Source organism: Streptomyces sp. NPDC021096 (genome assembly GCF_040641275.1).
Taxonomy (GTDB): Bacteria; Actinomycetota; Actinomycetes; order Streptomycetales; family Streptomycetaceae; genus Streptomyces.
In genome coordinates this window covers 159,892-179,209 of record NZ_JBFADG010000005.1, presented here as the reverse complement: position 1 = coordinate 179,209, position 19,318 = coordinate 159,892, and the positions used below count along the sequence as shown (strand labels likewise).

Below are 19,318 nucleotides of genomic sequence, written 5' to 3'. Positions count from 1 at the left end.
TCCCACGCACATATGACAGCGGTCCTTCCCTCAAGCCGACGGCAGCTCCGGCAGGTCCTGCGGGTACAACAGCGTCAGGTCGTCGGTGCTCGGCGCCGGCAGCTGCGCCACCCTGCCCGCGTGCCGCTCCACCATCGCCTCGAACGTCTGCCGCGCCGTACGGCCGTTGCCGAACGCCGGGCCCTTGGGGATGGCCGTGAAGTAGCGCAGCAGCGCCTCGGCCGCGCCCTCGCCGATGCGGTACTCGTGCTCGTCCGCCTGCTGCCGCACGATGCGCAACAGCTCGTCGGGCGCGTAGTCGCCGAAGGTGATGGTGCGTGAGAAGCGGGACGCCACCCCAGGATTGACGGTCAGGAAGCGCTGCATCTCGGCGGTGTAGCCGGCGACGATGACCACGACCTCGTCCCGGTGGTCCTCCATCAGCTTCACCAGCGTGTCGATGGCCTCGCGGCCGAAGTCCCGCCCCGAGTCCTCCGGGCACAGTGCGTACGCCTCGTCGATGAAGAGCACCCCGCCGCGCGCCCGGTCGAACGCCTCCTGGGTCCGCAGCGCGGTCGAGCCGATGTGCTCGCCCACCAGGTCCACGCGCGACACCTCCACCAGATGGCCGCGCTCCAGCACGCCCAGGGAGGCGAGGATCTCGCCGTAGAGGCGGGCCACGGTGGTCTTGCCGGTGCCGGGGGAGCCGGTGAAGACCAGATGCCGGCGCACGGAGGCGGCCTTGAGGCCCGCCTGCAGGCGGCGACGGCCGACCTCGATCATGTCCGTCAGGGCCCGCACCTCGCGTTTGACGCTCTCCAGGCCCACCAGCGCGTCGAGTTCACCGAGCACGGACGCCGAGCCCCGCACGCTCTCGGCGGCAGCGGCGGCAGCGGGCTGCCGCTGCGCCGGCACCGAGGGGGCCGCGGGCCGCACGGCCGTCTGCACGGCGGCCACCGGCGTGCCGCGGGCCGCCGCCGGGGCGCCCTGCACCGCGCCCTCGTCGCTCGTACAGCCGTGGCTGACCGGCCCCTCCTCGGCGAACTCGTAGCCGCCGCGCGCGCACCGCTCCGTGCGGCACCCCGTCAGGGTCGTGCGGCACCCGTCGATGACGTGGAAGCCGTAGCCGGCGCTGCCCGTCACCCGGCAGCCGTCGAACGTGCCGCGGCCCTCCGCCGAGACGTAGAAGCCCGCCTCCGTCGGCGAGGTCACCGTGCAGCGCTCGACGACGGGATCCGCGCCCTTGGTGACGATGACGCCGGTCGAGGTCGCGTCGAGGGTGCAGCCCGCCAGCCTGCCGCCGCTGCCGTGGCCGCGGAACCACACGCCGGTGGTGGCGTCCCGGATCCGGCTGTCCTCCAGGCGGGCCTCCGCGCCGCCGCTCACCGACACGGCGGTGCCGCGCACCGCGGACAGATCGCTGTCCGAGACGTCCGCGCGCGAGCCCCGGTCCAGGACGAACAGCGCGTCCGGCACGTCGTGCACCCGGCAGGAGGCGAGGTCGGCGCTCGCCCCGTCGCTCACCCAGACCGCCGGATAGTCGCCCGTACTGTCGTGGATCTCGCACCCGGACGCCTCCACCTGCGTGCCCGGGTCCCACACCGACAGGCCGTTGCGCCCGAACCGGCGCACGGCCGAGCGCGTCATCGTCAGCACCGAGCGCGAGCGCAGGTCGACCGCGTTCTCGGGGACGTCGTGGATGTCGCAGTCGGCCAGGGTCAGCACGGCGTCGGTGTCCAGCGTCACGCCGTCGGCGGACGTGCGGTGCACCCGGCAGTCCGTCAGGCGCCCGGTGGCCCGCGACGCCACCTGCACCCCGGTCCCGGTGATCTCGTAGACCTCGCAGCCGACCGCCTCCAGGGCGCTGCCCTCGCCGGTCAGCGACAGCCCCGCCCCCCGCGCGTGGTGCACCCGGCAGCGCTCCAGGCGCGGTTCGGCGCCGCCGCGCACGCTGACGCCCGACTGCCCGGCCGCCACGACCTCGCACTCCTCGAAGACGCCGCCGGCACGGTCCAGCACGCTGATGCCGACGCCGCCGGGGTTCTCGACGGTGCAGCGGCGCACCGTCGGCCGCGCCCCGCCGCGCACCTCGATGCCGGCCGCCGAGCGCGTCACCACCCGCAGGTCGGCCAGGTCCGGTTCCGCGCCGCCGTCGACCAGGAGCGCGGGCTCGGCCGCGTCGTGGCCCTCGATCCACAGGTCCCGCAGCGTCGCCGAGGCCCGAACGGTCACGGCCACGCCCTCGGACGGGGCGATCCGCACCGAGCCGCGCGCGCCCTCGCTGCCCCGCAGCGTGACGGCGCGGGCCACGACGATGTTCTCCCGGTAGGTGCCGGGCGCCACCGACAGCACGTCGCCGTCGGCCGCGGCCTCGAGGGCGGACGCGAGGGAGTCGTACTCTCCCGTGCGACGCCGCCAGCGGGACGTGCCGGTGTGCGTCACCTGGACGGTTCCCACGCCCTTAGACCTTCCCGGCTGCGGGCCGCTCCCGCCGCTCCCGACGCTCAGAGGGTTGAAAGACGCGGGACGTTCGCCCACCGGTGGACCTCCTCCTTCGGAACAGCAAGATCGTGAGGGAGGGAGAGACCGCCCTGACCTTCCGTGCTCAAGAGGATAGGGGCCGACACCGGGCCGACGAGCCGGGATACGAAGGACGAAAGGCGGGGAAGCGGAACACCGGCGCCCGCGCCCGTCCCGAGCGCCCCGCCCACGGCGCCGCTCCGCACCCCCGGCGTCAGGCCCGGATCTCCACGCAGGCCCGTCCCCGGGACTGGACCTTCTCGTCGATGTGCTCCCACGCCTCGGCGCAGATCTTCGTACGAGGCTCGACCCGTCGGCCCAGGGCGATGGTGTACCGCGAGCCCTCGTGCCAGTGCTGCAGCGCGCTGTCGCCGTTCAACCCGCCGCCGGCGAGGTGGAAATGGCCGAAGAACGAGCTGCCCGGCGAAGGCGTGACGTGCGCCTTGGCGACATAGCGTCCGCTTCCCTCGATGCTGAGGCAGGTGTAGCCCGTACACGTGCCGCCTTCCGCGGAGGCCGGGGGAGTGAAGGCGGTGAGGAGGGACAGGGCGCCCGTCAGGCTCGCGCCCGTCCGCAGCAGAGCCCGGCGTGCCCGTGCGGCGATTCGCTTCATGAGGCCGGTCCGTCCGATCGTGTCAGGGGAGCCACCCGGGATGGCCCCGACGTCTGGGGTCTGTTGCATGCCCAAGCCGTCCGGATCGATCCGGCCTGTCACCCGTGCGGCGGAACCGCGAACCGGCGCGCCCCGCAGGGCGCGTTCAGCTGCCCGCGTCCGCCCGGCCCCAGGTGTGGGCGGCCCGTTCCCAGGACCGTTCCCATTGCGCGTACCGGCGTTGCGCCAGGCGCCAGACGACCAGACGGCGCGCCCCCTCCAGCAGGCCGGCCGCGGCGGCGGCGGAGCCGAGCCCGGCGAGGACGGTGTGGACGGTGGCTGTGGCGTCGTCCATGGGGCGGCCGGTGACCTGGCCCCGGTCGTCCGTCCACAGCGGGAACCGCTCACCGGGGCGCGCGGGCTGACGGACGGCCACCAGTCCGGTGCGGAGCCGGCCCGCCGGGTCCTGCCAGCGGGCGAGGACCCTGCGGTAGTCCTCGCGGCCGGCGGTGGACTGGTGGTCGGTGCCGTCGGATCCGCCCGATACCGAGCGCACGGTGGTGGCGCTCACCAGGTGCCGGTGCACCTGCTGCTCGTGCACGGCCCGGCGCAGCGCTTCATGGGCGAGGGAGCCGGTGACCCAGCCGACGGCCGGTCCCACCAGGAGCATCAGCACCACGGCGGTCACCCCCACCCAGGCTTCGAGGACATCGCTCCGGCGGCGCAGCGCATTGCGCCGCCACCGCCATACGATCGCCGTCGCACGCATGGTGCTCACCCCCTACGCGTCCGTAAATACCTCACACAGGGCATCGCATGCGGAGGAAGGCGGCGGAGAGAGCAAAATCACCCCTCGCGGATGTCGGCGGCGGCGACGCGTTGACGCCGGGCGTGAGGGGAGCAGGGGGAGGTCAGTCGAGGATCTCCACGGGGTCCCCGACCCGTACGACGCCGGTGTGTTCCGGGATCAGGTTCTGGCCGAACACCAGCGACTTGCCGATGCGGTGGTGCCGGGCGAGCGTACGCAGCGGCTCCTTGCCGCGCTCGGCCGTGTGCTGGTCGGTGGTGGTGATGACGCAGCGGCCGCACGGCTTGACGACGCGGAACGTGACCTCGCCGATGCGCACCCGGCGCCAGTGGTCCTCGGCCCAGGGCTCGGTGCCGTCGACGACCACGTTGGGCCGGAAGCGGTCCATGGGCAGCGGGCCCTCGCCGGGGTGGTCACCCTCGGCGATCAGGGAATTGAGCGCCCGCAGCGAGGCGGTCGTGGTGAGCAGCAGCGGAAAGCCGTCGGCGAAGCTGACCGTCTCGCCGGGGTCCGCGTAGTCCGGGTCGATCGGGCGACGCCGGGCGGGATCGTCCATGTACAGCAGCTGGGCCTCGGTGCCCAGATAGGCGCTCAGCCACGCGTCGGCGGCGGCCCCCGCCCGTATCGTCTCCACCTTGTCGTGGAAGAGCTCCACGGTGGTCGTCGGCTCCCCGGCCGCCGGCGCCGGCACGGCGACGTCGAGCGGCGCGACCCCCGGGGCCGTGAGCCGGATCCCGCCGTCCGGCAGCGGCTCGGCCGACGCCAACGCGAGCGTCGGCTGCTGGCGTTGGGTGATGAACCGGCCGTCCGGCGCGGCCAGCATCCATCTCCGGTCCCCGGCGAGCCCCCACGGCTCCACGGCCGCCTCGCCCGGTGCACACCCCGCCATCGACTTGACCGGATAGAAGTGGACCGCGTTCAGTACAGGATTGGACATAAGCCCATCTTGCCAGCCGGATATGACAGTTGGCAGGACCGGCCGGTCCGCCGGAACGACGGACCTCGCCCCAGTCGCGGTCAGTAGCCTCCCTGCTCCGGGTAGGGGCGGTTGCCGTACGGCTCCTCGTACGAAGCCGGACGGGGCGCCACCGGGCGCATCCCCTCGTATCCCCCGGGCGCCGGGCGCTGCTGCTGGTACTGCTGCGGTCCCGGGTAGCCGCCGCGCGGGGCCGAGGCCTGCTGCGGGATGTACGGGGCGGGCGCCTGCTGCAGAGCGCCGCCCTGCTGGCCGTACTGCGGGGCCTGGCCGGTGTAGCCGCCCTGCGGAGCCTGCGGCCCCGCGGAGGACGGGCCGGAGGGCAGGGCCGGCAGCGCCGGAAGGTTGCTGTTGCCGAAGTCGTACGGCGACGCGACACGGATCGGCGCGATCTGGGGGGTTCCCCGCTCGGCGACGAGGCTGTCGTAGATGGGGGTGTCCGGAAAAGACGACGAGGCGTAGTAGCCGCCGCCGTAGGTGCTGCGGGGGGAGGTCATAGCCCATAAGTTAAGCCCATGGTGTGCCGGTTGGGGAGCCCGGTATGGGGGTTGATTCCGGAGGTCGCGAGGGCCGTCGATGACCAATGCGAGCGAACCCGGGAAAATCGGTCGCCAAGGTACGTTGGAATCGTGTAAAGACCGGCTCATTTCGGAGCCGGACGGAGGGGTGGGGCATGGGCATGCTGAAAGGCGCCAATATCCGGATTCCTGCACAGGTGCTACGGATCGAACTGGGCTGGCGCACGGGCCCCGGTGTGCCCGACGTCGACGCCTCGGCCCTCCTGCTGGCGGCCGGAAGAGTCCGCTCGGACGCCGATTTCGTGTTCTATAACCAGCCAACCCACGCCTCCGGTGCGGTGCGGCACGACGGCAAGCGACCCGCGGGCGACGGAGTGACCGACACCCTCACCGTCGATCTCGGTGCCGTCGAGGGTGCCGTCGGCAGCATCGTGCTCGCGGCGTCGGCCGACGGCGGCAGCTTCGGGCGGGTGCCCGGACTCCACATCCGGGTCCTGGACGCGAGGAGCGGCGCCGAGCTGGCCCGCTTCGACAGCCGGGACGCCACCGTCGAGACCGCCTTCGTCCTCGGCGAGCTCTACCGACGGCAGGGGGAGTGGAAGTTCCGCGCGGTGGGACAGGGCTACGACAGCGGTCTCGCCGGCCTGGCGACCGACTACGGCATCACCGTCGACGAACCGCGGCAGGCGCCCGTACCGCCGGCCCGTACCGCTCCTCCCCCCGCACCGGCACCCGCCGCGCCACGGCCCGCCGCGGCGTCGCCCACCGTCCCGCTGCGCGGCATCCCCTCAGCCTCCGCGCCGGCCGCCGCCCCCCGCCCCGCGGGGCCGGGCAAGGTCACGCTCACCAAGGACGCCCCGACCGTCTCCCTGGCCAAACAGGGCGGCACCTCCGGCGCCATGCGCGTCAACCTCAACTGGCAGATGGTCAGGCCGGCCGCCACCGGCTGGGGCCGGCGGCTGAGTCAGGCCATGGCGTCCCTCGGCGGCCTGGACCTCGACCTCGGGGCCCTGTACGAGCTCAGCGACGGCAGCAAGGGCGTGGTGCAGGCCCTCGGCAACGCCTTCGGCTCGCTCCACCAGCCGCCCTACATCCATCTCGACGGCGACGACCGCACCGGCGCGGTGGAGTCCGGCGAGAACCTCACGATCAACCTCGACCACATCGGCGACTTCCGGCGCATCCTCGTCTTCGTCACCATCTACGAGGGCGCCACCAGCTTCGCCGGCCTGCACGCCACCGTCACCCTCCAGCCGCAGCGCGGCGCGCCCATCGACTTCTCGCTCGACGAGTGCACCGTGCAGTCCAACGTCTGCGCGCTCGCCCTCATCACCAACAACGGCGGCGACCTCGTGGTCCAGCGCGAGGCCCGCTACCTCGTTCCCGGCCGAGGCGTCGGCCCGCAGCGTGCGGTGGACCAGGCCTACGGCTGGGGCCTGAAGTGGACACCCGGCCGCAAGTGAGCCGACACCTGTCGCGGCGGACCTAGGGCAGGGCCTCGGGACGGGCGTACGTACGCCCCTTCCAGGCCGCCCCCCGCCCCCGGTAGTGCTGCACCGCCGAGTCCACCGTCATCAGCAGGTACAGCAGGGCCGTGACCGGCAGCAACGGCGCCAGCCACAGCGGCTGCCGGTAATAGCGCAGCATCGGCAGATACGTCCCCGTCATCACCGCCCACGCGCCCGCCCCCAGCATCGCCGGCACGACGGCACCGGACAGCGCGCCCGCCACCACGGCCACCGGCGGCGCGAGGTAGATCACGGCCATTCCCGCGACCGTCCCGGCGAGCAGCAGCGGATGGTGCAGCAGCTGCGCGTAGGCGCTGCGCGAGACCATCCGCCACAGCGGGCCGAGCCCCCGGTACGGGCGCACGCTCTCCACGCCCTCCGCCAGCCCCAGCCAGATCCGGCCGCCGGAGCGCTGGACCGCCCGGGCCAGCGACACGTCGTCGATGACCGCCTGCCGGATGGAGTCCGGGACCCCCGCCCGCTGCGCGGCCTCCCGGCGCAGGAGGACGCATCCGCCGGCGGCCGCCGCCGTCCGCGCGCCCGGCCGGTTGACCCAGCGGAAGGGGTAGAGCTGGGCGAAGAAGTACACGAAGGCCGGGACGATCAGCCGCTCCCAGAACGTGGCCACCCTCAGCCGCGCCATCTGCGACACCAGGTCCAGCCCGCCCGAGCGGGCCGCCGCCACCAATTCCCGCAGGCTGTCCGGGGCGTGCGCGATGTCCGCGTCCGTCAGCAGCAGGTACTCGGCGTCCATGCGCTCGCGCGCGAGCGCCATGCCGTGCCGGACCGCCCACAGCTTGCCGGTCCAGCCCGGGCCGGGCTCCCCGGGCGAGTCCACGGTCAGCGGCAGCCCCCCGCACGAGTCGGCGAGCGCACGGGCCACCTCGCCCGTTCCGTCCGTACTGCCGTCGTCGACGAGATAAACCTCCGCCCGTCCCGGATAGTCCTGGGCCAGCAGCGACGGCAGGCTCGACGGCAGCACCGCCGCCTCGTCCCGGGCGGGCACCACGATCGCGACCGCCGGCCAGTCCCCGGGCGGGGTGCGCTCCGGAAGCCTGACGTCCGTGCGCCAGAAGAAGCCCTGTCCCAGGAGCAGCCATCCCCAGGCGGCCAGGGAACCGGCAGTGATCCACGTCAGCGCGCTCACCCGTCGCAGTCTGCCGCACGGACGCCGGCCGCGGGCGGAAAGCGGCCACCGGGGGACGGAGGGTGTCACCGGGCCGGCGGTGCCGGGTGGTGCCCGCGGGGGCCGGGGGCAGGAGCCCGCGAGCCCGTCTCCCTGGGCGGATCGATTAAAGTGAGCGGGTGAAGATCGCGCTCATGGACTCCGGCAATGGCCTACTGGCGGCGGCTGCCGCCGTGCACCGGCTGCGACCCGACGCCGATCTCGTCCTCTCCTCCGACCCCGCCAGCATGCCCTGGGGCCCCCGGACCCCCGAGGACGTCACCGAGCGCGCCCTGGCCTGCGCCCGGGCCGCCGCGGCGCACCGCCCGGACGCGCTGATCATCGCCTGCAACACCGCCTCCGTCCACGCCCTGGCCGCGATACGCGCCGAGCTGGAACCGGAGCTGCCGGTCATCGGCACCGTGCCCGCGATCAAGCCCGCCGCCGCCGACGGCGGCCCCATCGCCATCTGGGCCACCCCGGCCACCACCGGCAGCCCCTACCAGCGCGGCCTGATCCGTGACTTCGCCTCCCACGTCGAGGTGACCGAAGTGCCCTGCCCGGGCCTCGCCGACGCCGTGCAGCGGGCCGACACCGACGCCATCGAGATCGCTGTGAAGGCGGCGGCCGCCGCCACCCCCCGCCACGTAAGGGGCGTCGTCCTGGGTTGCACCCATTACGAGCTCGTCGCGGAGCGCATCCGCGCGGCCGTCCAGGACCCCTCGCAGCCGCCCATCGAGCTCTACCACTCCGCCACGGCCGTCGCCGCCCAGGCGCTGCGCCGCATCGGCGCCTACCCCGCCCCCGACGCCGAGCCGTCGGGCAGCCTGACCGTTCTCTTCGGCGGCCGCGAGACGGAGCTGGAGCCGGCCTCGCTGACCTACGCCGAGGGCCGTTCGCTCCCCGCCGTCGGCGCCGCGCGCCCCTGACGCACCTCGTCCGGGTCGGTCTGCCGCGCACCCCTGCCGCGGTGGCGGAACGTGAGTAGGCTGCCCGGTATGAGGGACCACTCCGAGGGCCCGCGGGGTCACGAGGGCTCACAGAACTCCGAAAGCGACCAGCAGGGCGCGATGCCGCCAGCCGTCTGGACCGGCCGAGCGACCAACCGGGCGCAGTGGCTGCTGGCCGGCGCCGGCGCCGCCTGCCTGGCACTCGGCATCGAGCTGGCCGTCGACAGCACCTGGACCTCCGGCCTCGCCCCCCTGCTGATGGCGGTCGTCGGCTGCGTCGCGGCCGGACTGCTGATGCTCTACGGCACCCTCGCCTTCGTGCACGTCGCCGTCCGCGTCGACAAGGACACCCTCGAGGTCCGCTGCGGCCACATCGGCGTTCCCCGTACGCGCATTCCGCTCAGCCACGTCGTCGGCGCCGACTTCGACCCGCGCGTCACCCCGCGCCAGTGGGGCGGCTGGGGCTACCGCTGGCGTCCGGAGAAGGGCACGGCCGTGGTCGTACGCCGTGGCGAGGGCCTGGTGGTCCGGCTCGGCGACGGCCGTACGTTCACGGTCACGGTGGACGACGCCGAAGCGGCCGTCCGCGTGATCCGCGCGCGCCTGCGCCTGCTCGGCGGCGGCCGCGCCGCCTCCGCCTGACCGAGCCCGCCCGGGGGCCCTCGCGGCCCTGCTTCCCCGGGCTCGTCATTCCTCCTGCCCGGGTCCCATTAGGCTCGCCGCATGCCGATTCCCGACTTCATCCGCGATCTGCGCGCCATCGCGGGCAGCCAACTCCTCTGGATGCCCGGCGTCAGCGCCATCGTCCTCGACGACGAGGACCGGGTCCTGCTCGGCCGCCGCGCCGACACCGGAGGCTGGTCGATCATCGGCGGCATCCCCGAGCCCGGTGAACAGCCCGCCGCGGCGATCGTGCGCGAGGTCTTCGAGGAGACGGCGGTCCGCTGTGTCCCGCAGAAGGTCCTGCTGGTGGAGGCCCTGAAGCAGATCACCTACCCCAACGGTGACGTCTGCCAGTTCATGGACATCTGCTTCCTGTGCCGCGCGGTGGGCGGCGAGGCGCGCGTCAACGACGACGAGTCGCTGGAGGTGGGCTGGTTCGAGGTGGACGCGCTGCCGGAGATGGAGGACTTCGCGGTGACCCGCATCAAGCAGGCCGCGGCCGGCGGACCCACCTGGTTCGACGGCATCGGCGAGAGCTGAGCCGGCGCCGACGCACCTGCCGGGCGGCCATATTGGATGGCCCACCCAATAGTTTCCTTGTACACATTGCGTGTTAGCGTCGAGGACCGCCTTCGGCACGGCCTGCCGTGCCGGGCTCGTGGGGCGGTGACGACGGTGTCGGGGAAGGCAGGGGGAGAGCCGCAGTGACGACTCTGAACGAGGGCGCCGCCGAGGAGAGCGACTTATCCTTACGGCGCCCGCCGGCGACGGCGGGCCGCGAGGAGCGGCCCGGCAGCCGGCGCGAACGGGTCCGGGCCCTGGCGCTGCACCCCGTGCTCGCCTCGCTGGCCCTGGCGGCGGTCCTGCACCTGGTGTGGGTGCTGCTGATCGCCAACAGCGGCGGTGACCTCGCCGCGCAGGACGCGTGGGCGGAATTCGCGCTCCAGCACCCGGACTCGGCGTACAACCTCGCCTGGTACGGCGGGATGCACCCGGTCTCGTACAGCGTCATCTCACCGTTCGTGATGGCGGCCGTCGGGGTCCGCACGACCATGGTGATCGTGGGCACGCTCTCCGCCGGGCTGCTGGCCGTGCTCCTGATGCGCAGTCACGCCGTGCGCCGACCGCTCTGGCCCTCCCTGTACGGCGCGTTCGCGCTGTTCTGCAACGCGGTCTCGGGCCGGGTCACGTTCGGGCTCGGCCTCATGTTCGGGCTCGCGGCCGTGGCCGTGATCTTCTCCTGGCCGGCGAAGCGGCGCTCGCGCAGATGGTCGCACCGACTTCCCCGGGCCGGGCTCGCCGCCCTGCTCTCGGCGCTCGCGACCGCCTCGAGCCCGGTGGCGGGCCTGTACGTCGGGATCGTGGCCGCGGCGCTGTGGCTGACCGGGCGGCGCCCCGCCGCCTACGCCCTCGGAGTCTCGCCGGTCCTCGTGGTCGGCCTCTCGTCCTGGCTCTTCCCCTTCTCGGGCACCATGCCGATGGACCTCACGATGGTGATCCTGCCCGTCCTGAGCTCCCTGGCGGCCCTGGCCTTCGCGCCGCAGCAGTGGCGTACGGTGCGGTTCACCTCCGTCCTCTACGCGGTCGGAGTGGTACTGGTCTGGCTGATCCCCTCGCAGATCGGCTCCAACATGACCCGCTTCGGCCTGATCTTCGGCGGGGTGGTGCTGGTCGCCGCACTGCCGGCGGTCAAGGTCCCGTCCCCCGCCCGGATGCCCACCACCGGCCGATGGCGGACCGTACTGGCCCTGTCCGTCGTGGTGGTGACGGTGTGGCAGGGCGCGCAGGCCGCCAACGACGTCATCAAGACCACGCCCTCCGCGTCATGGGCACGCGAACTCGCACCGTTGCTGGACCAGTTGGACCGGGTGAAGGCGGATCGCGGCCGGGTCGAGGTGGTCCCGGTGCGCAGCCACCGCGAGGCTTCTGCGCTCGCCCCGTACGTCAATCTGGCACGCGGCTGGAACCGCCAGGCCGACATGGAACGCAACCCGGTCTTCTACGACCGCGACAAGCCGCTGTCGCCGGCCGGCTATCACCAGTGGCTGCGCCACTGGGCGGTGCAGTACGTCGTACTGCCCAAGGGCGACCCCGACGGCGCGGGCGAGGCGGAGGCCGAGCTGGTGGCGCGCGGACTGCCCTATCTGGACCGCTTGTGGTCCGACGCCAACTGGAAGCTCTACAAGGTCCACGACCCCGTGCCGCTGGCAGAGCCCGAGGCCACGGTGACGCGGGTGCGGGCCGAGGAGGTGATCCTCCAGGTGCACAAGCCGGGCCGGGTGCTCATCCGCATCCCGTACTCGCCCTGGCTCGGCCTGATCGACAGCCGGGGCAACAACGTGAAACGGCCGCAGAAACCCGACAAGGGCGCACCCGCCGTCAACGTACAGGGCTGTCTGACCAAGGCCGCTCAAGAGGCGAACGAGGGCCAGTCGCACGGTGAATGGACGGTGCTGCAAGCGCCGCGCGCCGGCGAGTACCGGATCGGGGCGCGCTACAAGCTGCCGCGCGGCACGCCCTGCCCCGACGAGCTGACGGAGTAGGACCGGAGCCGGGCCCCTGGTGGTCCGTAGCCGTCCGCAATAGCGCGGTGCCGGCCTTCCGCGCGGCGGAATTCATGCCGCGGCGGACGGTCCATTTCGCCCTGCCGTCGCACCGAATTCATCCTGAAAACCCGATGGCGCCACGTGTCCCATGTCACGCCGTCGGATTACGTAAAGAGTCGTTCCCTTCGGTCCGAGTTCCTGCCTAGGATCTTCACCCGGCCGTGCCCCTATTCCCTGGAAAGGTTAATTCGGTCCATGCCTCAGGAAAGCCGTAGCTCCAAGCGCATAGGCGTGATGTTCCACCGGGACCTCCCCCCTGAGGAACTGGTTCCGTTCGCGCGCGAAATCGATGCGTCAGGAGCCGACGACATATGGGTGGTCGAGGACCTGGGCTGGTCGGGATCCATAGCCGCCGCGGCCACCGTGCTGAGCACGACCGAGCGGATCCGGGTCTGCATCGGCATCGTGCCCGCCCCGCTGCGCAACCCCGCCCTGCTGGCCATGGAACTGGCCACGCTGGCCAGGCTCCACCCCGGCAGACTGCTCGTCGGCATCGGTCACGGCGTGCAGGAGTGGATGGCGCAGGTCGGCGTCAAGGCGGCGTCGCCGCTGGCGCTCCTCGAGGAGACCATCGTGGCCGTGCGCGGCCTCCTCGCAGGGGAGACGGTGCGCATGGACGGCCGCGCCGTGCACATCGACGGCGTGAGCCTGGTGCACCCGCCGGCCGTCGTGCCGGCCATCGTGGCCGGGGTCGTCAAGCCGAAGTCCCTCGAACTGTCCGGGCGGGCCGCGGACGGGACCATCATCATCGAGGGCCGCAGGCCGCAGGACGTGCGCGAGGCGTGGGCCTACATCGAGCGCGGCCGGGCGGCCGCCGACGAGGCGCGGGCGCACGAACTCATCGCGATCACCCATCTCTACGTCGACGACGACCCGGCGCGCACCCAGGAGGTGATGCGGCCGTACATCGACGAATTCGCCGAGTTCCTCGGGGTGGAAAAGGCGGATGTCAACGTGGCGGCCGGAACGCCCGAGTCGGTCGCGGAAACCGTCGAGGCGTTCTGGGACGCCGGTGCGACCACGGTGATGTTCCATCCGGTCGGTGACGACCCGGTGCGCAGCGTCAAGCGCGCCCTCGCGGCGCTCGGCCGCTAGGAAGAAGCAACCCCCGGAAGAAGCAACCCCCCGGAATAGGCAAACCCCACTGCTGCCGCAGGGCGGCGAATCACCCCCACCGAGACCTTGGAGAGTGCGGTATGACTGGCTTATCGACGGCGAATTCCTCGGAGCGTTCGGAAAGCGTGCTGGTCACCGGCGCCGGCGGATATCTGGGTGCGGTGCTCGTCCCGCTGCTGCTGGAATCGGGATACCGGGTGACCGCGGTCGACACGTACTACTTCGGCACCGACGTGCTGAAGCCGGTGCTCGACCACCCCGGGCTGAACCTGGTCCACGCCGACGTACGCGACCTCGACCCCTCGCTCCTGGACGGCGTCGACGCCGTCGTCGCCCTGGCCGCCCTCAGCAACGACCCCGCCGGCGACCTCCACCCCGGCTGGACGGAGGCGGTCAACCGCGACGCGGTGATCGAACTGGCCGAGGCCGCACGGGAACGCGGGGTCGGCCGCTTCCTCTTCGCCTCCTCGTGCAGCGTCTACGGCCCCGCCGGCGACGAGCAGCGGACCGAGGACGACGCCGTCAGCCCGCTGACCGTGTACGCACGGACCAAGCTGGAGGCGGAGAAGGCCCTGATCGCCCTGGCGACGGAGACGTTCCACCCGGTGTCGCTGCGCAAGGCCACCCTCTTCGGCCTCTCGCCTCGCATGCGCTTCGACCTGGTCGTCAACATCATGACGATGTCCGCCGCGACCAAGGGCTCCTTGCAGGTCCACGGCAACGGCGAGCAGTGGCGCCCCCTCCTCCACGTCGCGGACGCCGCTCGGGCCTATCTGCGGTGCCTCGGTCTGCCGCAGGAACGGATCGCCGGCGGCCGGGTGTTCAACGTGGCCGGCTCCAACTACCGGGTGAGCGACATCGCTCAGCAGGTGGTGGAGGCCTTCGACGACGTGGAACTGCGCTTCGTCCCCGACCAGGTCGACCGGCGCAGCTACCAGGTCTCCGGGCAGCGGTTCGAGCGGGCGACCGGATTCACCCCGCTCTACACCACGCGCGACGGCGTCCTGGAGATCCAGAAGGCGCTCGCCGACGGCGTGTTCCCGGACGCCGGCGACTCCCGCTACCACACCGTCAGGGCCCTGCAGGAGGTACTGGCGAAGCCCGCGCACCTCGGCGGGGAGCCCGTGCGCCGCTCCTTCCTCCCCCTGGCGCTGCCCGACCTGGGCACGGCGGAGGAGAACGAGGTCCTCGACACGCTGCGGTCCGGCTGGCTGACCACGGGACCCAAGACCAAGCGCTTCGAGGAGCTGTGCGCGTCCTACCTCGGGGTCAAGCACGCGGTCGCCCTCAACTCCTGCACGGGCGCCCTGCACGTGGCGCTCGCGGCCGCCGGGGTGGGCCCCGGTGACGAGGTGATCACCACCCCGGTCTCCTGGCCCGCGACCGCGAACGTCGTCATCCACCTCGGCGCGACCCCGGTCTTCGTCGACGTCGAAGCCGACACCCTGAACATCGACGCCTCTCTCATCGAGGCCGCCATCACCCCGCGCACCAAGGTCATCCTGCCCGTCCACATGACGGGCCAGCCGTGCGACATGACGGCGATCAACGCCATCGCGGAGCGGCACGGACTGACCGTGATCGAGGACGCGGCGCACGCCCTGGGCGCCGAGCACCGCGGCGTCAAGGTCGGCAAGCTCAGCACGGCCGCCGCGTTCAGCTTCTACCCCACCAAGAACATGACCACCATCGAGGGCGGTCTGCTCGTCACGGACGACGACGAGCTGGCGGACCAGGCCAGGGTGCTCAGCCTGCACGGCATCACCAAGGACGCCTGGAAGCGCATGGCGAGCGACGGCTCTCCGCACTGGCAGCTCGTCCAGCCCGGCTACAAATACAACATGACCGACGTGCAGGCGTCGGTCGGCCTCCACCAACTGCCCAAGCTGGAGGGGTTCATCGCCGTACGCGAGCGCTACGTACACCGCTACGACGAGGCGTTCGCCGATCTGACCTGCCTGCGCCCGCTCGCCAGGCGGTCCGACTCCCGCCATGTCCACCACCTGTACGTGCTCGAGCTGCGCACCGACCGGCTGACGATCACCCGTGACGAGTTCATGGCCGCCCTGAAGGCCGAGGGCATCGGCACCGGAGTCCACTTCGTCTCGATGCATCTGCAGCCCTACTACCGCGACGAGCTGGGCTTGCGGCCCGACGACCTGCCGGTGGCCAAGGCCATGTCGGAGCGCATCCTCTCGCTGCCGCTCTTCCCGAAGATGACTCCCGCCGACGTCGAGAGCGTCATCGCGGCCGTCCGCAAGACGGCCCTCGCCGTCCAGCGCTGAAGGGCGGGCGACCGACATGCCCGAGCCGACCAACGGCACCAACATCATCCTGGTGAACGACCGTGGCGAGGTCCTGCTGTACCTGCGCGACGACAAGCCGTCCATCCCCTTCCCGAACCGGTGGTGTTTGCCCGGCGGCCATCTGGAAGCAGGGGAAAGCCCCGGGGAATGCATACGGAGGGAGATCGAGGAGGAGCTGGGCGTCGCCCTCGACCCGGCCGACGTCCACCCGCACTGCTCCGTCGTCCGTTCCTACGGCACCGAGCACACCTTCTGGGCGAAGGCGGCGTTCGACCTCGACGACATCGTTTTGACGGAGGGGCAGGACATCGCCTGGTTCACCCCTGCCCAGGCGGCCGGCCACGAGCTGGCGTACGAGGACAACGCCATCCTGCGGGAGTTCCGCGCACAGCACGCGGAGCTCTTCGCCCAGCACGTGCACGGCGCCGGATAGGGGCCCGCGATGGACGACTTCATGGCGGACGTCGCACGCCGCGCCGGCGCGCTCCTGTCCGGCCTCTTCCACAGCGGCGCCTACCGGCAGGAGAGCAAGTCCGGCTGGGACCTGGTCACGGAGGCGGACGTCCGCTCCGAGCGGCTCATCGTCGCGGCCGTCCGGGAACGCTTCCCCGGCCACGGCATCCTGGCGGAGGAGAGCGGAGCCCAAGGGGACTGCGACGAGCACCTGTGGCTGATCGACCCCCTCGACGGGACGCTCAACTTCGCCCGTGGGTACGGACCGTGGGGCGTGAGCATCGCCTACGCCCACCGTGGCGAGGTCCGGCTGGGGATGTTCTACGACCCCGGGACGGACGAGCTGTACCACGCGCGGCTCGGCGAGGGCGCGTATCTCAACGGCTCCCCCCTGCGCACCAGCGGGGAGGAGCGGCTGAGCGCGGCCGTCGTCGTGTGCTCCGCCTCCCACGAACCCTGGCAGGAGGAGGCCCAGCGGATCGCGCTGACGCTGTGGCCCTCCACCCGTTCCCTGCGGATGACCGGGTGCGGGGCCGGCGCCCTGTGCGCGCTGGCCGCGGGCCGGGTGGACGCGATGGTCGAAGTGGACGGCGGCCCCTGGGACTACGCGGCCGGGGCGCTCATGGTGCGCGAGGCCGGGGGAGCGGCGACCACGGTGGACGGGACCGCGATGGCCGCCCGGTCCCGGACGGTCGTCGCGGCGGCGACGGACCGGCTGCACACGTCACTGACCGACGCCTTGCGGCACTGAGGGAAGGGGTGCCATGGGTACGGCCCTCGGCGCGGGAGGACAGGGCTGCTCAGCGGGGCGACTGCGGCGGGCGCGATGGGCCATCGCGCTGGTGTTCGCCGTCCACGGCGCGGTCACCGGCAGCTTCGCCACCCGCGTCCCCTGGATCCAGGACCACACGGGCGTCAGCGCCGGAGAACTTGGGATCGCGCTCGCCGCTCCGGCGATCGGCGCCTCGGTGGCGATGCCGCTGGCGGGGCGGATCACCCACCGCTTCGGTGCGCTGGCGGCGCTGCGCGGGCTGCTCGTCCTGTGGTGCCTCTCGCTCGCCCTGCCCGCCTTCTGTCCCGGCCTGTACGCGCTGTGCCTCGCCCTGTTCGCGTACGGCGCCACCTCCGGGATGGCGGACGTCGCGATGAACGCGCTCGGGGTCGAGACCGAGCAGCGCCTCGGCCGTTCGATCATGTCCGGTCTGCACGGTATGTGGAGCGTGGGGGTCCTGGCCGGGTCCGCGGTGGGCACGGCCGCCGCGCACGCGGACGTCGACGCCCGGCTGCATCTGCCCCTCGTCTCGGCCGTCCTCACCGTGCTCGGCGTCCTCGTCTGCCAGGGGGTGCTGGACCTGCGGAGCGCTCCGGACGAGCAGCCGCCGCCGCGCTTCGCCCTGCCGCCGCGGTCGGCGCTGGCCATCGGTGCGGTCGGGTTCTGCGCGATCTTCGCGGAGGGGGCGAGCCTGGACTGGTCGGCGGTCTATCTGCGGGACGTGGCGGGCACTTCGCCCGGGGCCGCCGCGGTCTCCACCACCGCGTTCGCCTGCACCATGGCCGTGGCCCGGCTGGCCGGCGACCGGCTGGTGGAACGCTTCGGGCCGGTACGTGCCGTACGCGCGGGCGGCCTGCTCGCGGTGCTCGGCGGGGCGGTGGTGGTGACGGCCGTGCACCCGGCCGCGGTGGTGGGCGGGTTCGGGCTGATGGGGCTGGGCGTCGCACTCGTCGTGCCGCTGGCCTTCGCGGCCGCCGGGCGGAGGGGGCCCGTGCCCAGCCAGTCGATCGCGGGCGTGGCGACCATCGTCTACACCGCGGGGCTGATCGCCCCGTCGGCGGTGGGCTCGATCGCGCAGGCGACCTCGCTGACGGTGTCGTTCGGCCTGGTCACCGTGCTGGCGAGCGCGCTGGTCGCCGCCGCGGGCGTCCTGGGGCCCGCACAGGGGCAGCCCGGATCGGCCGCGGCCCGGCCGGCACGCGTGGGGCGCCGGGGCGGGCGGCGGTGACCGCGGCACGAGGCGCGGCGGCCGGTCCGCTCCACCGGGCAGCACAGACCGAACCCCCCGTCCCGGCCGAGGGGCCGGGACGGGGGGCGGGGTTCAGTGGGATCAGCCGAGCTTGGCCAGCTGGGCGTCGATGACGGCCTTCGGCAGCTCCGCCTTGCCCATGACGCTCTGCGCGTAGAAGGACGCGAGCGTGCTTCCCTTGCGGACCACGACCAGGTGGGCCGTGCCGGCCGTGCCCTCCAGCTCGGTGCTGAGGGTGAAGGAGACGGCCTCGTCCCCACCGCTGAAGGTGGCCGGGGCGACCTTGGTGACCTTCGGCAGGTCCCCGCTGGCGTTCGTGCTGAAGCCACCGGCGCAGGCCGTGCCCGCCGCGCGCACCTTGGCGAGCGAGTCCGCGGCACCCTTGTCGTCGTACGAGCCGAGCACGTCGGCCGTGATCGTGCCGGCGAACATGGCCTGGGCGGCCTTCATCTTCTCCTCGGGCGAGGCGTTCTCGGCCGGCTTCTGGGGAACGGACATGATCTTGAGCGCCGTGGACGCGGCGGGCGTGCCCACGGGCCGGAGCGTCATGAGGTCGAGGACCGGCTTGCACTCGGCCTTGTCGGCGTTCACGTTCTTCACCGAGGCCATGTCCGCCTCGGTGGCCTTGCCGACCTTGTGGTCCTTCAGGTCGCTCTCGGTCAGGGCGCGCTTGTCGAGCTCGGCCTGGGAGAGGGCCTTGCCGGCGGGCGCGGCCGCCGCGCTCTCCTTGCCCTTGTCCTTGCCCTCGGGCTTGGCGTCGGCGGCCTTGTCGGAGCCGCAGGCGCTGACGAGCAGGGCCAGCGAGAGCGCGGAAGCGGCGACGGCGGTACGGCGGACGGTGTTGCGGCGCATGGGAAAGGCTTTCTTCTGGTCGGTGAACAACGTCTTCTGCGCGCAGTTCACTCAGCCGTGACAACGCCGATTCCGTTGGGAGCACCGAAAATACGGCCTTTACCCGCCCTTTGATCAAGGGAGAGGGCTTTTTGTCATGATCGTGACTTCCATGCAATCCCGGATCCATCCAATCGAGATGCATTCGGCTACAACCTTCGCCGAAGTGACGGAGGCCACCCTGCGGTGTCCGGGCACCAGGGTCATCGGGGCCGGCTCGCAGTGCCGCAGCACCGGTTCGTAGGA

Annotated in this window: 17 protein-coding genes; 10 read left to right on the top strand and 7 right to left on the bottom strand. The window is 72.5% G+C overall.

Going from position 1 to position 19,318, the window contains the following annotated elements:
- Positions 1-30: 30 nt before the first annotated feature.
- The 5 genes from AB0G59_RS11225 to AB0G59_RS11205 form a co-directional block, all read right to left on the bottom strand.
- Positions 31-2,436 (bottom strand): right-handed parallel beta-helix repeat-containing protein, encoded by a 2,406-nt coding sequence (locus tag AB0G59_RS11225; protein ID WP_360910297.1) that lies wholly within the window; start codon positions 2,434-2,436, stop codon positions 31-33.
- Between the two features lie 277 nt (positions 2,437-2,713).
- Positions 2,714-3,112, bottom strand: a complete 399-nt coding sequence (locus AB0G59_RS11220) for a hypothetical protein (RefSeq protein WP_360910295.1) — start codon at positions 3,110-3,112, stop codon at positions 2,714-2,716.
- Between the two features lie 145 nt (positions 3,113-3,257).
- Positions 3,258-3,860 carry a hypothetical protein gene (locus AB0G59_RS11215; protein ID WP_360910293.1) on the bottom strand — a complete coding sequence of 201 codons (603 nt, stop codon included), beginning with the start codon at positions 3,858-3,860 and terminating at the stop codon, positions 3,258-3,260.
- A gap of 142 nt (positions 3,861-4,002) precedes the next feature.
- A complete protein-coding gene (locus tag AB0G59_RS11210) occupies positions 4,003-4,836 on the bottom strand; it encodes an MOSC N-terminal beta barrel domain-containing protein (protein ID WP_360910291.1) in 834 nt (277 codons plus the stop codon).
- Between the two features lie 80 nt (positions 4,837-4,916).
- The gene (locus AB0G59_RS11205) at positions 4,917-5,372 is read right to left on the bottom strand and encodes a DUF6643 family protein (protein ID WP_360910289.1); all 456 of its coding nucleotides are present in this window, start codon (positions 5,370-5,372) and stop codon (positions 4,917-4,919) included.
- 176 nt (positions 5,373-5,548) lie between these two features.
- Between AB0G59_RS11205 and AB0G59_RS11200 the strand changes: the two genes are divergently transcribed.
- The gene (locus tag AB0G59_RS11200; protein WP_360910287.1) at positions 5,549-6,856 is read left to right on the top strand and encodes a TerD family protein; all 1,308 of its coding nucleotides are present in this window, start codon (positions 5,549-5,551) and stop codon (positions 6,854-6,856) included.
- A gap of 22 nt (positions 6,857-6,878) precedes the next feature.
- Here AB0G59_RS11200 and AB0G59_RS11195 read toward each other — a convergent pair whose 3' ends face one another.
- On the bottom strand, positions 6,879-8,039 hold the full coding sequence (locus tag AB0G59_RS11195; protein ID WP_360910486.1) for a glycosyltransferase: 1,161 nt from the start codon (positions 8,037-8,039) through the stop codon (positions 6,879-6,881).
- A gap of 167 nt (positions 8,040-8,206) precedes the next feature.
- Between AB0G59_RS11195 and AB0G59_RS11190 the strand changes: the two genes are divergently transcribed.
- The 9 genes from AB0G59_RS11190 to AB0G59_RS11150 all read left to right on the top strand — a co-directional run bounded on the left by AB0G59_RS11190 (position 8,207) and on the right by AB0G59_RS11150 (position 18,160).
- The gene (locus AB0G59_RS11190) at positions 8,207-8,995 is read left to right on the top strand and encodes an aspartate/glutamate racemase family protein (RefSeq protein WP_360910285.1); all 789 of its coding nucleotides are present in this window, start codon (positions 8,207-8,209) and stop codon (positions 8,993-8,995) included.
- 141 nt (positions 8,996-9,136) lie between these two features.
- Positions 9,137-9,658 (top strand): hypothetical protein, encoded by a 522-nt coding sequence (locus AB0G59_RS11185; protein WP_071963248.1) that lies wholly within the window; start codon positions 9,137-9,139, stop codon positions 9,656-9,658.
- Between the two features lie 81 nt (positions 9,659-9,739).
- Entirely contained in the window at positions 9,740-10,219 is a 480-nt protein-coding gene (locus AB0G59_RS11180) for an NUDIX domain-containing protein (protein WP_360910283.1), read from the top strand.
- A 278-nt stretch (positions 10,220-10,497) separates the two neighbouring features.
- Positions 10,498-12,222, top strand: a complete 1,725-nt coding sequence (locus tag AB0G59_RS11175) for an MFS transporter (RefSeq protein WP_360910484.1) — start codon at positions 10,498-10,500, stop codon at positions 12,220-12,222.
- Between the two features lie 258 nt (positions 12,223-12,480).
- Positions 12,481-13,380, top strand: coding sequence for an LLM class flavin-dependent oxidoreductase (locus tag AB0G59_RS11170; protein ID WP_360910281.1), 900 nt, complete (start codon positions 12,481-12,483; stop codon positions 13,378-13,380).
- Positions 13,381-13,481: 101 nt separating this feature from the next.
- Positions 13,482-15,686 (top strand): bifunctional SDR family oxidoreductase/aminotransferase class I/II-fold pyridoxal phosphate-dependent enzyme, encoded by a 2,205-nt coding sequence (locus AB0G59_RS11165; protein WP_360910279.1) that lies wholly within the window; start codon positions 13,482-13,484, stop codon positions 15,684-15,686.
- A gap of 16 nt (positions 15,687-15,702) precedes the next feature.
- Positions 15,703-16,140: an NUDIX domain-containing protein gene (locus AB0G59_RS11160; RefSeq protein ID WP_360910277.1), complete on the top strand. Its 438-nt coding sequence runs from the start codon at positions 15,703-15,705 to the stop codon at positions 16,138-16,140.
- A 9-nt stretch (positions 16,141-16,149) separates the two neighbouring features.
- A complete protein-coding gene (locus tag AB0G59_RS11155; RefSeq protein ID WP_360910275.1) occupies positions 16,150-16,911 on the top strand; it encodes an inositol monophosphatase family protein in 762 nt (253 codons plus the stop codon).
- Positions 16,912-16,924: 13 nt separating this feature from the next.
- Positions 16,925-18,160, top strand: coding sequence for an MFS transporter (locus AB0G59_RS11150; RefSeq protein ID WP_360910273.1), 1,236 nt, complete (start codon positions 16,925-16,927; stop codon positions 18,158-18,160).
- Between the two features lie 102 nt (positions 18,161-18,262).
- Here the strand turns inward: AB0G59_RS11150 and AB0G59_RS11145 are convergent, their stop codons facing one another.
- A complete protein-coding gene (locus AB0G59_RS11145) occupies positions 18,263-19,033 on the bottom strand; it encodes a hypothetical protein (protein WP_360910271.1) in 771 nt (256 codons plus the stop codon).
- Positions 19,034-19,318 lie beyond the last annotated feature (285 nt).

Bases quoted from the DNA above. Each gene is read 5' to 3' on its own strand.
- AB0G59_RS11220 (WP_360910295.1), bottom strand. From the start codon at position 3,112: ATGAAGCGAATCGCCGCACGGGCACGCCGGGCTCTGCTGCGGACGGGC.
- AB0G59_RS11215 (WP_360910293.1), bottom strand. From the start codon at position 3,860: ATGCGTGCGACGGCGATCGTATGGCGGTGGCGGCGCAATGCGCTGCGC.
- AB0G59_RS11210 (WP_360910291.1), bottom strand. From the start codon at position 4,836: ATGTCCAATCCTGTACTGAACGCGGTCCACTTCTATCCGGTCAAGTCG.
- AB0G59_RS11205 (WP_360910289.1), bottom strand. From the start codon at position 5,372: ATGACCTCCCCCCGCAGCACCTACGGCGGCGGCTACTACGCCTCGTCG.
- AB0G59_RS11200 (WP_360910287.1), top strand. From the start codon at position 5,549: ATGGGCATGCTGAAAGGCGCCAATATCCGGATTCCTGCACAGGTGCTA.
- AB0G59_RS11185 (WP_071963248.1), top strand. From the start codon at position 9,137: ATGCCGCCAGCCGTCTGGACCGGCCGAGCGACCAACCGGGCGCAGTGG.
- AB0G59_RS11180 (WP_360910283.1), top strand. From the start codon at position 9,740: ATGCCGATTCCCGACTTCATCCGCGATCTGCGCGCCATCGCGGGCAGC.
- AB0G59_RS11170 (WP_360910281.1), top strand. From the start codon at position 12,481: ATGCCTCAGGAAAGCCGTAGCTCCAAGCGCATAGGCGTGATGTTCCAC.
- AB0G59_RS11165 (WP_360910279.1), top strand. From the start codon at position 13,482: ATGACTGGCTTATCGACGGCGAATTCCTCGGAGCGTTCGGAAAGCGTG.
- AB0G59_RS11160 (WP_360910277.1), top strand. From the start codon at position 15,703: ATGCCCGAGCCGACCAACGGCACCAACATCATCCTGGTGAACGACCGT.
- AB0G59_RS11155 (WP_360910275.1), top strand. From the start codon at position 16,150: ATGGACGACTTCATGGCGGACGTCGCACGCCGCGCCGGCGCGCTCCTG.
- AB0G59_RS11150 (WP_360910273.1), top strand. From the start codon at position 16,925: ATGGGTACGGCCCTCGGCGCGGGAGGACAGGGCTGCTCAGCGGGGCGA.
- AB0G59_RS11145 (WP_360910271.1), bottom strand. From the start codon at position 19,033: ATGCGCCGCAACACCGTCCGCCGTACCGCCGTCGCCGCTTCCGCGCTC.